This window comes from Kocuria sp. (assembly GCF_030536815.1).
Taxonomy (GTDB): domain Bacteria; phylum Actinomycetota; class Actinomycetes; order Actinomycetales; family Micrococcaceae; genus Kocuria; species Kocuria gwangalliensis.
Genome location: NZ_JAUNPE010000060.1, coordinates 1 through 13,914 on the forward strand (window position 1 = coordinate 1; position 13,914 = coordinate 13,914).

Consider the following 13,914-nt stretch of genomic DNA (forward strand, 5'->3'; position numbering starts at 1 on the left):
ACCGACGTGGTGCTGACCATCACCGAGATGCTGCGTGAGCACGGTGTGGTGGGCAAGTTCGTGGAGTTCTACGGTGAGGGCGTCGCGGCTGTGCCGCTGGCCAACCGCGCCACCATCGGCAACATGTCTCCCGAGTTCGGTTCGACCGCCGCGATCTTCCCGATCGACGAGGTCACCATGGACTACCTGCGCCTGACGGGTCGCTCCGAGGAGCAGGTTGCCCTGGTCGAGGCGTACACCAAGGAACAGGGCATGTGGCACGACCCCTCCAAGGAGATTGCGTTCTCCGAGTACCTGGAGCTGGACCTGTCCACCGTGGTTCCCTCGATCGCCGGCCCCAAGCGCCCGCAGGACCGCATTGAGCTCACCAAGTCCAAGCCGCAGTTCCGCGAAGACCTCACCAACTACGTGTCGGTGGACGAGTCCTCCACCGTGGACCAGGCCGTTGCGGAGTCCTTCCCCGCCTCGGACGCGCCCGCCAACAGCGCCGGTGACGAGCAGGATCCCTCGGACCAGCCGCGGCACGCTGATGCCACGGACGTGAGCGCTCGCGCATCCAACCCGGTCAAGGTCGCCATGGAGGACGGCCGCGAGTTCAATTTGGATCACGGCGCCGTGTCGATCGCCTCGATCACCTCGTGCACCAACACGTCCAACCCGTCCGTCATGATGGCGGCCGCCGTTCTGGCTCGCAATGCGGTGAGTAAGGGGCTCAAGGCCAAGCCGTGGGTCAAGACGTCCATTGCTCCGGGTTCCAAGGTCGTCACCGACTACTACGAGAAGTCCGGTCTGGTTCCGGACCTGCAGGAGCTCGGCTTCTACATCGTGGGTTACGGCTGCACCACCTGTATCGGTAACTCCGGCCCGCTCGAGCCCGAGATCTCCCAGACCATCCAGGACAACGACCTGGCCGTGACCTCGGTGCTGTCGGGTAACCGTAACTTCGAGGGTCGGATCAACCCGGACGTGAAGATGAACTACCTGGCCTCACCGCCGCTGGTCATCGCCTACGCCCTGGCCGGAACCATGGACTTCGACTTCGAGAACGAGGCCCTGGGGCAGGATTCCGACGGTAACGACATTTACCTCAAGGACATCTGGCCGAACCCGACCGAGGTCCAGGAAATCATCGACCGGTCGATCGACACCGATATGTTCACCACCCAATACGGCACCATCTTCGATGGCGACGAGCGTTGGCAGAACCTCGAGACCCCCACCGGCGACGTCTTCGAGTGGGATCCCAACTCCACCTACGTGCGCAAGCCACCGTACTTCGACGGGATGTCCATGGAGACGTCCTCCGTGGAAGACATCAAGGGTGCCCGTGTTCTCCTCAAGCTGGGCGATTCGGTCACCACCGACCACATCTCCCCGGCAGGTTCCTTCAAGTCGGACACCCCGGCCGGTAAGTACCTGATCGAGAACGGTGTGGAGCGCAAGGACTTCAACTCCTACGGTTCCCGCCGCGGTAACCACGAGGTGATGATCCGCGGTACGTTCGCGAACATCCGCATCAAGAACCAGCTGCTGGACGGCGTGGAAGGCGGCTTCACCCGCGACTTCACGCAAGCCGACGGCCCGCAGTCCACGGTGTACGACGCATCCGTGAACTACCAGGAAGCCGGCGTCCCGCTGGTGGTGCTGGGCGGTAAGGAATACGGTTCCGGTTCCTCGCGTGACTGGGCGGCCAAGGGTACCTCCCTGCTGGGTGTGCGCGCTGTGATCACCGAATCCTACGAGCGGATCCACCGCTCCAACCTGATCGGTATGGGCGTTCTGCCGCTGCAGTTCCCCCAGGGCGAGTCCGCGGACTCGTTGGGCCTGGACGGCACCGAGACCTTCGACATCGAGGGCGTGACCGCTCTGAACGAGGGCTCGACCCCCAAGACCCTGAAGGTCACCGCCACCAAGGAAGACGGCTCCACCGTGGAGTTCGATGCGGACCTGCGCATCGACACCCCGGGCGAGGCCGACTACTACCGTAACGGCGGCATCCTGCAGTACGTGTTGCGTCAGATCGCCAAGTAACACCTGCGGTGCGACAACCGGCCGGTGATCCCCTCGGGGACCACCGGCCGGATTGTTTAACAGGTAGCTGTGCTGCGCTGTCGGTTAGGGCGAGTAAGATCGAACGGTACCTCGGGGCAGGTCATCAGTGTGCTGCTGACTGATGCCGCATCCGCCATCCCGATTTGTCGAAGGCACGGAGAGCACGCATGACGCTTCTGGAGACCATCAAGAGCCCATCGGACCTACGCGGTCTGGACAACGCGGCTCTCGAGCAGTTGGCTGCGGATATCCGTGCGTTCCTCATTACGCACGTGGCCGCCACAGGGGGGCATCTGGGACCCAACCTGGGCGTCGTGGAACTGACGTTGGCCGTTCACAGGGTCTTCGACTCGCCCCGCGACTCCATCGTCTTTGACACCGGGCACCAGTCGTATGTGCACAAGCTCCTCACGGGGCGCCAGGACTTCTCCACACTGCGGCAGAAGGGTGGTCTTGCTGGTTATCCCGACCGCGGTGAATCCGAACACGACATCGTGGAGTCCTCACATGCGTCGTCGTCCCTCTCCTGGGCCGATGGCATCTCCCGCGGTTATCAAATGACCGGCCAGCACGACCGCCACACCGTGGCCGTCATCGGCGACGGCGCCCTGACCGGTGGCATGGCGTGGGAGGCGGTGAACAATATCGCCTCGGACAAGAACCGCAAGGTCGTGATCGTCGTCAACGACAACGGCCGCTCCTACGCGCCCACCGTGGGTGGTTTCGCGAACAGGCTTCAGGAGCTGCAGGCCAGTGTGCAGCAGGGCGTGGACGCCATGCGCACCGACCGCCGGTACGAACAGACCATGGACAAGGTCAAGGGCCTGTTGCAGGAGTCCGGTCATCTGGGTCAGGCCGTGTACCGCGGACTGCACGGCATGAAGCAGGGCATCAAGGATGTCGTGGTCCAGCAGGGCATTTTCGAGGACCTCGGCATGAAATACGTGGGACCGGTGGACGGCCACGATCTGGATGCCATGGAGCAGGCTCTGAGCAACGCCAAGAACTACGGGGGGCCGGTCATCGTCCACGCGATCACCGAGAAGGGCCATGGTTATCTCCCCGCGCGGCTGGACGAGAACGACCAGTTCCACTCGGTGCCCGTGATCGATCCGTCCACCGGCAAGCCCACCGCCACCTCGTCATCGCGGACCTGGACCCATGTGTTCCGCGACGAAATTGCGGCGATCGCCGATGAACGCGAAGACATCGTGGGCGTCACCGGCGCCATGCTGATTCCCATGGGCCTGCAGAAGATGCAGCTGGCCCACCCGGACCGCGTGGTGGACGTGGGGATCGCCGAGCAGCATGCGCTGACCATGGCCGCGGGCATGGCCTTCGGCGGGTTACACCCGGTGGTCGGCCTCTACGCGACGTTCCTCAACCGCGGTTTCGACCAGCTGCTCATGGACGTGGCCCTGCACAAGGCAGGTGTCACGGTGGTTCTGGACCGCGCCGGCGTCACCGGCCCGGACGGTCCCAGCCACCACGGGATCTGGGATCTCGCGCTGCTCCAAATCATCCCCGGACTTCATTTGGCCGCGCCGCGGGACGAGGCGACCATGGTCGAGGAACTGCGCGAAGCGGTGGCCGTGAACGATGCTCCCACGGTGGTGCGCTACCCCAAGGGAACCGTGGGAGCGCCGTCGCCGGCGTTGGAACGGCTGCCCGACGGCGTGGACGTCCTGGTGCGTAACGGGGACCCGGCGCAACCGGGGACCGCGCATCGTGACGTGCTGATCGTCAGTGTGGGCGCCATGTGCAGCATCAGCCAGGAGGTGTCCGAGCGGCTGGCCGCGCACGGCGTGTCATCCACGGTGGTGGACCCGCGCTGGGTGCTGCCGGTGGCGAGCTCGGTGGTCGACCTCGCGGCTCAGCACCGGATCGTGGTGGTCATCGAGGACGGCGTACGGGCAGGCGGTATTGGGTCCCTGATCCGTCAGGAAATGCGTTCGGCCGGCGTGGACACCGCGCTCAATGAAGTGGGGTTGCCCACGGAATTCCTGGCCCACGCAAGCCGCGACCAGATCCTGGAACAAACCGGGCTCACCGCTCAGCGCATTGCCCAGAACACCCTGTCCTCCGTGCTCGGCACACGGGTCCCCTATGCCCGCCCGGCCGACGAGGAAAAACTACGCGCCACCCAGACCAGCCGAATGCGGCGGGTGGACGGCGCGTAGCGAGCCGACCAGGGTCTCGGGCCTCCGCCGGTTTGCGGGTGCTCAACCCACGATGATGCGCTCACCCTGAACCGTCACCGGATATTCGACCAGACCGCTCGTGGCCGGGCCGCCCTGAACACCCCCGGTGCTCATGTCGAACGTGGAGCTGTGGCACGGACACACGTAACTGTTGTTGGCGGGATTCACCACGCACCCTTCGTGCGGGCACACGGGGGAGAAGGCCTTGAACGTGCCCTCGGTGGGCTGGCCCACCACGGCCTGGAGTCCGTCCTTCTCGACCTTCACGCCCTGGCCCACCGGAATATCGGAGGTGGCGGAAACATCCACGGGGGAGGCAGGTGCCTGAGGGGTGGCCGGGTCGCTGGCCTCATTGCCGGAGCCACCGCACGCGCTGAGCCCAACGGCGGCCACTGATGCCAGACCCGCCGCGCCCATCACGCGGCGCCGTGTGGGAAAGCCGGTGGTATCTGCGATGTTGGATTGCTGATGTCGTTCCGTGTTCAAGGGGATCCTCTCGAAGATTGCGCGCTTTTCAGTTTATGACCCGCTCCCTGACAATGTGATGCGACTGGCCGGGGCCGTGCGTCAAAACGGGGAGCCACGGGAAAGGTCAGTAGGATGTGTATTAGTCACAGGGGTGCCATGAAGGCTGCCTCGAACAACTGAAAGGAATCAAGATGATCAAGCGTCTCGCTTTCGTCGCCGGTTTCGGTGTTGGTTTTATCGTGGGTTCCGCTTCGGGCCGTAAGAGCTACGAGTCCCTGCGTGAGACCGCCATCAACACCTGGAACGACCCCAAGGTCCAGGACAAGGTGTCCGAGGGCACCGACTGGGTCAAGTCCGAGGTTCCCGTGGTGGGCGGCAAGCTTGCCGACACCGCCCAGAAGGCCGCCGGTACCGTATCGGCCAAGGCCCAGGACGGCGCCTCGACCGTGAAGGACAAGGCCAAGGAGGGTGCCGCCTCGGTCAAGGCCAAGGCCGGTTCGAACTCCTCGGATGCGGATCTGCCCAAGCCCGTGACCACCGAGAAGGACGTGGACATGAAGGCCGCAGAGCCGGGCCCCACCGAGGACGAGATGAAGAACTGATTCCAGTCTTCACCTGACAGTGGCCGCGTACCCTTCCGGGTGCGCGGCCACTGTCATGGTCATGGTTCGTTCCCTGATTCGGGGATCGGATTATCCGTGTGCTTCTCCGCACGGCGCTGGGCCCGCAGCTCCCGCCAGGTGTGTCCGATCACCGACGCCACCTGTTCCACCTGCCACTGCCGGACTCCCAGTTCCGTGAGCCGCTGAGCCACGGCCTCGTCCGACGTCGAGCGCGGGGGTTGCCAGCAGAACCGGCGTAGCAGCTCGGGGGTGATCAAATTTTCGGTGGGCATCCCCACGGCCTCCGCGTGTTCGGCCACGGCCGGTTTAATGGCCTTGAGCCGAGCGGCGGCCTCGGGGCGTTTGGCCTCCCAACCCTTCACGGGAGGTAGCGCATCCGAGGGCACATTGTGGGGCACCGGATCATCGGTGAGCCGCGCCTCCTGGACCGCAGCCAGCCAGCGGGGGGCCTCACGGGATGCCGAGCGACCGTGGAAACCCGGGGTCGCCAACAACTGCGGCACGGTGCGGGGCATGGCATTGGCGGCGGCAACGATTGCCGAATCAGGCAGGAGCCTGTTGGGGGAGAGGTCCTTGTGTCTGGCGAGGTTCTCCCGGGCGGTCCAGAGGTTGCGCACGGCGGTGAGTTTGCGCCGACCACGCACGGTACCGATCCCGTGGGTGCGGCGCCACGGGTCCTTACGCGGCGGAGGGGCCGGTGCGGTGCGCACGGCCTCGAATTCCTGCTGGGCCCATTCAAGCTTTCCGGCCTCGACCAGTCGTTCTTCCGTGGCCCAGCGCAGCTGGACCAGGACCTCCACGTCGAGGGCGGCGTAGTTGAGCCAGTCCTGCGGCAGGGGTCGCTTGGACCAGTCGACGGCGGAGTGTTCCTTGGAGAGCGTGAACCCCAGGAGCTCCTCAGTCATGGATGCCAGTCCGACCTTTCGCAGGCCCAGCAGTCGGCCACCCAGCTCGGTATCGAACAGCAGATCAGGGGTCATGTCCAGATCCCGCAGACACGGCATGTCCTGAGTTGCCGCGTGCAGGACCCATTCGACGCCGCGGAGGGCGTCATTAATGCTGGCCAGTGATCCCACGGCCTCCGGGTCGATCAAGATGGTGCCCGCACCTTCGCGGCGGATCTGGACCAGGAACGCACGCTGGCCGAAGCGAAACCCCGAGGCGCGCTCGGTGTCGATGGCCACGGGGCCGGTGGCTTGTGCGAGTTGTTCCGCCGCCCGCGCCAAACCCCGTGCGGTGTCCACCACGCGGGGGATGCCGTCGGCGGGTCCGTGCAAGTGAACCGTTGCGGGGACGTGGAAGTCCTCGAACCCCGTGACCACGACTTCGGTGGCTGGGGGCCTTTGCGGCGTCCTGGGAGACTGATCACTCACGGTATTAATGAAAATTCCTGACCACTGGATCGGTAATTGCTGTCTCTACCGTACTGCCACGGAACCGAGCAGTAGGTGCGGGCCACTACAAATACGTCACGCCTTCGCTGAACGGGGGCAGTCCCGTAGCTGTGCACAACAATTGCGACCAGGCTTCCACGTGCGCGCACGCCCAGTTCCGGGGATCTTTTTCGGTCAACGGGGTCCATGACGCGCGGACCTCGATCTCCACGCTGTCCGTGTTCTCCCGTAGCGAGCCGAATCCCTTTTCCAAGGTGCGTGAGGCCGTACCGCCCTCGGACGTGTACGAGGCCCCGCTGTGGTCCAGCGCCTCGGTCAACCACGACCAGCTGACGTCCGTGAGCAACTCGTCCCGGCCGATGTCCAGGTCCATGTGGGCTCGGAACCAGCTGACGATCCGGAAGGGTCCACCCCATGGTTCGGGCCGTGACGGGTCGTACAGCAGCACGAATCGACCGGTGGTGGGTGCCTGGGTGTGTTCGTAGCTGCGGAGGGTGCGGCGTTGAATCCGGCCCACTTCGGCGGCAATCGACATGGCGTGCGGAGCCAAGCCGCGCGGTGGGGTGATGCGGGCCAGTGTGACTTCCGGGCGAGTGCGTGCACGACCGAGAGCTCGCACTGCCGTGCGAAATTCCTCCGGGGTGCCGTTCAGCTCGCTTACCGCGCTCACAACGCTCACATTAGCCAGTGAGCCGCCCGGGGTGAGGGGAGCCACGCCGTGAGAGTCAGCCACGACTTCCGCGGGCGGTGACTGGCCGTTGTGCCAACCGGCCGGTAACTGAATCCGGTGTCACTCGCCCCGGGTGGCCGGCACCAATCGCATGGACACGGAGTTGATGCAGTAGCGCAGGTCGGTGGGCGTGTTGAAACCCTCCCCTTCGAAAACATGCCCCATGTGGGAATCGCAGGCCGCGCACCGGACCTCCACGCGTTTCATGCCCATGGTCGTGTCCTCGATGTAACGCACCCGATCCTCGGCCAGGGGCTCGAAGAACGAAGGCCACCCGCAGTTGGAGTGGAACTTGGTGGCGGATCGGAACAACTCGGCTCCGCACGCTCGACATTCGTAGACGCCGGTTGTTTCCGTGTCCACGTATTCGCCGGTGTACGGGCGCTCCGTACCGCCCTGGCGCAATACCTGGTACTCGGCGGGGGTCAGTACCTCGCGCCATTGGGCATCGGTTCGGGCGGCGGACTGCGCGGAGACCGGCTCGTGGGTGGAGTTCTCGGACATATTTTCTCCGTTTCCTGGTTGGCATGATGGATCGGACCACTGTGTACAACAGTTGACCGGGCTCCAATATGCCCGCCGGAAGCGTCCGGGGCGAACATGTCAGAATGACGACATGGCATCCCTTCTGACTCCCCCCGCAGACGTTCCCTCCCGGTCGTGGCGCCACGGTGCCATTGTCGGTGCCACGCTCAGCATTGGGACGGCGTCCGTCACGTTCGCCCTGTCCAGCGGTCTGGCAGCGTTCATCGCCCGGCAGGTTGTGGTGCCGGCCAAAGTCGCGGGGAAGCTCACGGTGTTGAAGCTCGACACGGACCCGAATTCGGGTCAACAGCTGATCACGTTGCCCGCCAACACGGACACCCGAGCCGCCGGCACCTACGCCCTGCGCTTCGACGAGGGCCAGAGCATGGCGCGCATTGGATTCGTGGTCCGGCAGAACAACAACACGGTCACCCGGTTGGTGGAACGGGTCTACCGCGGCGAACTCGCGGAGGGCACCAAAGGCTGGTGGACCGGCACGGTCTACGCACGTCCGGGAGATGCCGGATTCGCGTTCGAAAAAGTGGACGTGGAGACGGAGCTCGGTCCCGCCCCGGCCTGGGTCATTCCCGCGGACGGTGTCACCGACCGGCCACGGCACGAAGGCGTGTGGGCGGTCATGGTGCACGGGCGCGGTGCGCAGCGCATGGAATGCATCAGGGGAGCCCGTGTTGCCCAAGAACTCGGTCTGCACAGTCTGATCGTCTCCTACCGCAACGACCGAGAAGCACCGGCCACCCAGGACAACCGCTACGGACTGGGTTTCACCGAATGGGAAGACGTGGAGGCGGGTATCGCGTACGCCCTGTCCCGGGGTGCCACGGACATCGTGCTCTTCGGATGGTCCATGGGCGGTGCCATTGTGCTCCGCACCCTGGAGCTCACCAAGTACCGCCACACGGTCCGCGCGGTCGTTCTGGACGGGCCGGTGGTCGACTGGTTCGAGTTGGTCGCGCACCAGGCCAAGATCCACCGGATTCCACGGCGCATCGGCCGAATGGCCACGGACTTAATTTCTCATCGGCTGGGGCCCAAAATCACGGGCCTGGCCGCGCCCCTGGACCTGCATGCACTGGACTGGATATCGCGGTGGGAGGACATCACCACACCCACGCTCATTCTGCACTCCACCGATGACGAGGTTGTTCCGGTGCAGGGCTCGGTGCACCTGGCCGAGCTCAGCCCGTTCGTGGAGTTCGTGGGCTTCGCGGGTGCGCGCCACACCAAGGAGTGGAACATTGACCGCAAGCGCTGGGAACGAGCCGTGCGGGAGTGGCTGCCCACCAAGCTCAAGCGGCCAACGGTGCGTAACGCCCGTCCGTCAGCCTGAGCAGATCGGCGGGAGACAGCTCGACATCCAGCCCGCGCTGCCCACCGGATACCAGCACGGTCACCAGCTCGCGCGCGGAGTGATCCAGCAACGTGGGAGACGGAACTTTCTGACCCAACGGTGAAATACCGCCCACCACGTAACCGGTTCGGGTTTCGGCCGCCGACGGCGCCGCCAGACGCGCCTTCTTCCACCCCAGTTCCCGGGCGGTCGCCTTGAGATCCACGGTGGAACTCACGGGAACCATGACCGTGGCCCAGTCCTTGTCATGGACGACCATGAGGGTCTTGAACACACACGCCGGGTCCTTGCCCAGCTCACGCGCGGCCTCCATACCGAACGATTCCGCACGCGGGTCATGCCGGTAGGGCAGCGCCGTGTAGGCAACCCGGGCGGCGTCGAGCACCGCAAGGGCCGCCGTAGCGGCGTGCGATGCCCGAGCTCCGGGGCGGTTGCGGGCCATCCTCAGCCGGCAGCGCGAGCCGCTTGCAGCTCCCGGACCTGCCGTTTGATCCTGCCCAGCATCGCGGACATCCCGCGCATGCGCAGCGGGGACACCAACTTGGTCAGGCCGAAACGCTCCGGCAGGTCATCGGGGATGTCCAGCACGGTGGAGGCGGGCAGACCGTCCAGACCCTCGTACAGGATGGACGCGAACCCGCGCGTGGTGGGTGCCTCGGGCGGTGCGGAGAAGTAAATGTTCACCCCCGGGTCTCCGCCGCCCTCTTCGAGCTCCACGGCCAAGAACAGCGGCGACTGACACTCGACCACTTGTTCGAGGTCTTCCGGGTGTTCGCCGTACCGGGCGGGAAGCTCGGGGAGCGAACGGGAGAACTCGAGAAGGAGCTGGAGCTTGTCGGGTTCCGGAACGGCGTCGAAATCCTCGATCAATTCCTGGACCTGGCCGGGCAATGCTTCGGTGGTCACCGGGCACCCTCCGGAGCCTCACCGCGGGCCGCACCCTGGGCCACGGGCACGCGCACCGCGTTGCCCCATTCGGTCCAGGAACCGTCGTAATTGCGCACGTTGTCGAAGCCCAGCAGGTGGGTGAGCACGAACCACGTGTGGGAGGAACGCTCGCCGATGCGGCAGTAGGCAATCACGGCGTCGTCGGGGGACAGGCCCACTTCTTCGCGGTAAATCGCGTCCAACTCGTCACGGGACTTGAACGTGGCGTCCTCCGCGGCGGCGCGAGCCCACGGGACGGACGCCGCGGTGGGGATGTGCCCGCCGCGCAACGTGCCCTCCTGGGGGTAGTCCGGCATGTGGGTGCGCTCGCCGGTGTACTCCTGCGGGGAGCGCACGTCAATGAGCGGGGTCTTGCCCAGGTTGTCCAGAACGTCCTCGCGGTAGGCGCGGATCACGGAGTCGTCGCGTTCGACCACGGGATAGTCGGTGGGGGTGACCTCCGTGGTGTCGGTGGTCAGCTCGCGACCCTCCGCCACCCACTTGTCACGGCCACCGTTCATGAGCCGGACATCCTGATGGCCGAACAGGGTGAAGACCCACAGGGCGTACGCGGCCCACCAGTTGGACTTGTCGCCGTAGACCACAATCGTGTCATCGCGGGAAATACCCTTGCGGGACATCAGCTCGGCGAACTGCGTGCCGTCCACGTAATCACGGGTGTCCGGCTCGTTGAGGTCCGTGTGCCAGTCGACCTTCACCGAACCGGGGATGTGACCGGTTTCGTACAGCAAGACGTCCTCGTCGGATTCGACAACCACCACACCGGGCTTGCCTGCGTTGTCGGCCACCCACTGGGTGGAGACCAGCCGCTCGGGATGGGCGTACTGGGAGAAATCCTGGTTGTTCTCTGCTTCCACGGGCATGTGCGGTACTCCTCGTGTGTAGACGTGCGCGTCACGGCGCGCGGGACTTGATGTCCAGGGTAGTGCGCTGGCGGTGGGGAATGCATGCGCGAAAGCCGCAACCGGGGGCTGCAGCGGGCGTGTTCACGATGGGCTGACCGGTAGCATCGTGGCAGGAGCAGTTCGCCTGCTCGGAATTCGTCCTGATCAATGCCGCCCGACGTCCCGTCCCGTGAAATCGCGGGGCTGAGGCGCCACGGGCAGGGAGGCCCCTTACGTGAGCATGCACATTGAACACCTCGTGGAGCGTAACCCGCGCGTTTCCGGCCAGGATTTGCTGGCCGGTTTCCGCCCGTCCGAGCGCTTCGGAGAGGTCTCCTTCGACACGTACCGGCCCGATCCCTCCCAGCCGTCGCAGTCGGAGGCGGTCGAGAAATTGAAGGCGTTCGCGGCGGGTGTGGGCGGTGGCCAGTCCTCGGGCAACGGGTTCTTCTCCAAGCTCTTCGGCGGGGGAGGCGCTCAGAAGGGCTCGCCCGCCCAGGGCATTTACCTGGATGGTGGCTTCGGTGTGGGCAAGACCCACCTCTTGGCCTCCCTGTGGCACGCGGTTCCGGGACCCAAGGCGTTCGGTACGTTCGTGGAGTACACGAACCTGGTGGGCGCACTGACCTTCCGCCACACCGTGGAAGCGCTCAAGGACTACCAACTCGTGTGCATCGACGAGTTCGAGCTCGACGATCCCGGGGACACCGTGCTGATGTCCCGGCTCATGCGTGAACTCGCGGACGCCGGCGTCAAACTCGCCGCGACCTCCAATACGCTTCCCGGCTCATTGGGTGAGGGCCGGTTCGCGGCCCAGGATTTCCAGCGCGAGATTCAGGTGCTGTCCTCGCAATTCGACGTCGTACGGATCGACGGTGAGGACTACCGCCACCGCGGCCTTCCCGAGGCACCTCAGCCCCTCGCCGACGACGCCGCTCTGGACGCCGCCGCCCAGCAGACCTTCTCGGGCAGGACCGTGGGGATCGACGATTTCGACGCACTGATCGAGCACCTGTCCCGTGTCCACCCATCCCGCTACCGCGCGCTGATCGACGGCCTGGACGGGATCGTGTGGCGCGGGGTGCGCACCATCGACCAGCAGGCCGTGGCACTGCGTTTCGTAGTATTGGCCGACCGCCTGTACGACAAGGACCTTCCGATTCTCTCGACCGGAGCGCCCTTCGATCAGGTCTTCACCGAGGAAATGATGGCCGGCGGGTACCAGAAGAAGTACTACCGCGCCGTGTCCCGGCTGACCGCACTCGCTCGTGAGGGCGGCGAGGCGGCCTAGATCCCGCGGGGACTCTCAGTGAGGTTCTCCGCAGAGCACACGGCGCCCCGCGGAAATCTCTTCCGAGGGGCGCCGTTTCATCAGCCGTTACTGCTCGCCATTGCCGCCGAACTTGTTGCGCGCGGCGTCCTGGCCCTTGTCGACCTGCTCCGCGTGCTTGCCGCCGGTGCGGTCGTCCACGGCGTCTCCGGCCTTGTCAATGCCCTGGTCAACCTTGTCCGGGTTGTCCTCGGCGAACTGCTTCGCCTTGTCTCCAAGTCCTCCGATGTCCACCATGACGGTCTCCTTACGGTCGCTCGAGCCGCCTCGTACGAGGCGCTGATGTGACCATCATGACCTGGGCTTTCGTCGAAATTCAAGGCCGGTGAGCTATTCTGGTAGCTCGACTCCATCCATTGCGCGAGTTCGCGATGAAGCCCCCGAGGACCCCAGTCGACACACTTTTTGACAAGCGAAGGAGCCAGCGCGCCATGACAGCTGAAAAGGTTGAACTGCTCCGCCACACGGCGGAGGCCATTAACTGGAACCGCATTCAGGACGACAAGGACCTCGAAGTCTGGGATCGTCTGACCTCCAACTTCTGGCTCCCCGAGAAGGTGCCGCTGTCCAACGACGTCCAGTCCTGGAAGACCCTGACCGAGGAGGAGCAGGACCTCACCATGAAGGTCTTCACCGGTCTGACCCTCCTGGACACCATTCAGGGCACCGTGGGTGCCGTCTCGTTGATCCCGGACGCCAAGACCCCCCACGAGGAAGCGGTGTACACCAACATCGCGTTCATGGAGTCGGTGCACGCCAAGTCCTACTCCTCGATCTTCTCGACACTGTCGTCCATGAAGCAGATCGACGAGGCCTTCCGTTGGTCCCGCGAGAACCCGTACCTGCAGCGCAAGGCAGAGATCATCATCAAGTACTACAAGGGTGATGACCCGCTGAAAAAGAAGGTGGCCTCCACGCTGCTGGAGTCCTTCCTCTTCTACTCGGGCTTCTACCTGCCCATGTACTTTTCCTCGCACGCCAAGCTGACGAATACGGCGGACCTGATTCGTCTGATCATCCGCGACGAGGCCGTGCACGGTTACTACATCGGCTACAAGTACCAGCGCGGTCTGGTCGAGGAGACCCCGGAACGTCAGGAAGAGCTCAAGGCGTACACCTACGACCTGCTCGACGAGCTCTACGAGAATGAGATCGCCTACACCGAATCCCTCTACGACACGGTGGGCTGGAGCGAGGACGTCAAGAAGTTCTTGCATTACAACGCCAACAAGGCCCTCAACAACCTGGGCTACGAGGCGTTGTTCCCGCGGGAAATGACCGACGTGTCCCCGGCCATTCTCTCCTCGCTGTCCCCGAACGCGGACGAGAACCACGACTTCTTCTCCGGCTCCGGTTCCTCCTACGTGATCGGCAAGGCCGTGAACACGGA

The 13,914-nt window shown here is 64.8% G+C and carries 14 protein-coding genes; 6 read left to right on the plus strand and 8 right to left on the minus strand.

The genetic code is table 11. The features are described from left to right. Both Q4E95_RS07210 and dxs read left to right on the plus strand, forming a co-directional pair. On the plus strand, positions 1-2,031 hold a 2,031-nt coding region (locus Q4E95_RS07210; RefSeq protein ID WP_303382671.1), incomplete at its 5' end, for an aconitate hydratase. Positions 2,032-2,219: 188 nt separating this feature from the next. Then, positions 2,220-4,232: a 1-deoxy-D-xylulose-5-phosphate synthase gene (gene dxs / locus Q4E95_RS07215; protein ID WP_303382672.1), complete on the plus strand. Its 2,013-nt coding sequence runs from the start codon at positions 2,220-2,222 to the stop codon at positions 4,230-4,232. Positions 4,233-4,274: 42 nt separating this feature from the next. Here dxs and Q4E95_RS07220 read toward each other — a convergent pair whose 3' ends face one another. Beyond that, positions 4,275-4,739, minus strand: coding sequence for a ubiquinol-cytochrome c reductase iron-sulfur subunit (locus Q4E95_RS07220; RefSeq protein WP_303382673.1), 465 nt, complete (start codon positions 4,737-4,739; stop codon positions 4,275-4,277). A gap of 173 nt (positions 4,740-4,912) precedes the next feature. Here Q4E95_RS07220 and Q4E95_RS07225 point away from each other — a divergent pair, with 173 nt between their 5' ends. After that, positions 4,913-5,323: a hypothetical protein gene (locus tag Q4E95_RS07225; protein WP_303382674.1), complete on the plus strand. Its 411-nt coding sequence runs from the start codon at positions 4,913-4,915 to the stop codon at positions 5,321-5,323. Between the two features lie 59 nt (positions 5,324-5,382). Here Q4E95_RS07225 and Q4E95_RS07230 read toward each other — a convergent pair whose 3' ends face one another. The 3 genes from Q4E95_RS07230 to msrB form a co-directional block, all read right to left on the minus strand. Beyond that, a complete protein-coding gene (locus Q4E95_RS07230) occupies positions 5,383-6,717 on the minus strand; it encodes a ribonuclease D (protein WP_303382675.1) in 1,335 nt (444 codons plus the stop codon). Between the two features lie 85 nt (positions 6,718-6,802). Continuing rightward, the gene (locus Q4E95_RS07235) at positions 6,803-7,408 is read right to left on the minus strand and encodes a DUF3000 domain-containing protein (protein ID WP_303382676.1); all 606 of its coding nucleotides are present in this window, start codon (positions 7,406-7,408) and stop codon (positions 6,803-6,805) included. A 120-nt stretch (positions 7,409-7,528) separates the two neighbouring features. Continuing rightward, positions 7,529-7,972 carry a peptide-methionine (R)-S-oxide reductase MsrB gene (msrB, locus tag Q4E95_RS07240; RefSeq protein WP_303382677.1) on the minus strand — a complete coding sequence of 148 codons (444 nt, stop codon included), beginning with the start codon at positions 7,970-7,972 and terminating at the stop codon, positions 7,529-7,531. 112 nt (positions 7,973-8,084) lie between these two features. On the opposite strand from msrB, the gene Q4E95_RS07245 reads away from it, so the two are divergent. Beyond that, positions 8,085-9,341, plus strand: coding sequence for a S9 family peptidase (locus tag Q4E95_RS07245; RefSeq protein ID WP_303382678.1), 1,257 nt, complete (start codon positions 8,085-8,087; stop codon positions 9,339-9,341). Here the strand turns inward: Q4E95_RS07245 and ybaK are convergent. The 3 genes from ybaK to Q4E95_RS07260 are packed head-to-tail and all read right to left on the minus strand — an operon-like array spanning position 9,301 to position 11,173. Continuing rightward, positions 9,301-9,804, minus strand: coding sequence for a Cys-tRNA(Pro) deacylase (gene ybaK, locus Q4E95_RS07250; protein WP_303382679.1), 504 nt, complete (start codon positions 9,802-9,804; stop codon positions 9,301-9,303). The genes Q4E95_RS07245 and ybaK overlap by 41 nt on opposite strands. A 2-nt stretch (positions 9,805-9,806) precedes the next feature. Continuing rightward, positions 9,807-10,268, minus strand: a complete 462-nt coding sequence (locus Q4E95_RS07255) for a SufE family protein (RefSeq protein ID WP_303382680.1) — start codon at positions 10,266-10,268, stop codon at positions 9,807-9,809. Further along, a complete protein-coding gene (locus tag Q4E95_RS07260) occupies positions 10,265-11,173 on the minus strand; it encodes a sulfurtransferase (protein WP_303382681.1) in 909 nt (302 codons plus the stop codon). Before Q4E95_RS07260 ends, Q4E95_RS07255 begins: the two co-directional genes overlap by 4 nt. A 262-nt stretch (positions 11,174-11,435) precedes the next feature. On the opposite strand from Q4E95_RS07260, the gene zapE reads away from it, so the two are divergent. Next, positions 11,436-12,485: a cell division protein ZapE gene (gene zapE / locus Q4E95_RS07265; protein ID WP_303382684.1), complete on the plus strand. Its 1,050-nt coding sequence runs from the start codon at positions 11,436-11,438 to the stop codon at positions 12,483-12,485. Between the two features lie 87 nt (positions 12,486-12,572). On the opposite strand, the gene Q4E95_RS07270 is transcribed toward zapE, so the two are convergent. Then, positions 12,573-12,761 carry an antitoxin gene (locus Q4E95_RS07270; protein ID WP_303382682.1) on the minus strand — a complete coding sequence of 63 codons (189 nt, stop codon included), beginning with the start codon at positions 12,759-12,761 and terminating at the stop codon, positions 12,573-12,575. Positions 12,762-12,955: 194 nt separating this feature from the next. Between Q4E95_RS07270 and nrdF the strand changes: the two genes are divergently transcribed. Next, positions 12,956-13,914, plus strand: a 959-nt coding sequence (gene nrdF, locus Q4E95_RS07275) for a class 1b ribonucleoside-diphosphate reductase subunit beta (protein ID WP_303382683.1), incomplete at its 3' end; no start/stop codon positions are given.

Coding starts and splice junctions, on each gene's coding strand:
- Q4E95_RS07245 (WP_303382678.1), top strand. CDS start 8,085: ATGGCATCCCTTCTGACTCCCCCCGCAGACGTTCCCTCCCGGTCGTGG.
- Q4E95_RS07225 (WP_303382674.1), top strand. CDS start 4,913: ATGATCAAGCGTCTCGCTTTCGTCGCCGGTTTCGGTGTTGGTTTTATC.
- Q4E95_RS07270 (WP_303382682.1), bottom strand. CDS start 12,761: ATGGTGGACATCGGAGGACTTGGAGACAAGGCGAAGCAGTTCGCCGAG.
- dxs (WP_303382672.1), top strand. CDS start 2,220: ATGACGCTTCTGGAGACCATCAAGAGCCCATCGGACCTACGCGGTCTG.
- Q4E95_RS07260 (WP_303382681.1), bottom strand. CDS start 11,173: ATGCCCGTGGAAGCAGAGAACAACCAGGATTTCTCCCAGTACGCCCAT.
- ybaK (WP_303382679.1), bottom strand. CDS start 9,804: ATGGCCCGCAACCGCCCCGGAGCTCGGGCATCGCACGCCGCTACGGCG.
- msrB (WP_303382677.1), bottom strand. CDS start 7,972: ATGTCCGAGAACTCCACCCACGAGCCGGTCTCCGCGCAGTCCGCCGCC.
- zapE (WP_303382684.1), top strand. CDS start 11,436: ATGCACATTGAACACCTCGTGGAGCGTAACCCGCGCGTTTCCGGCCAG.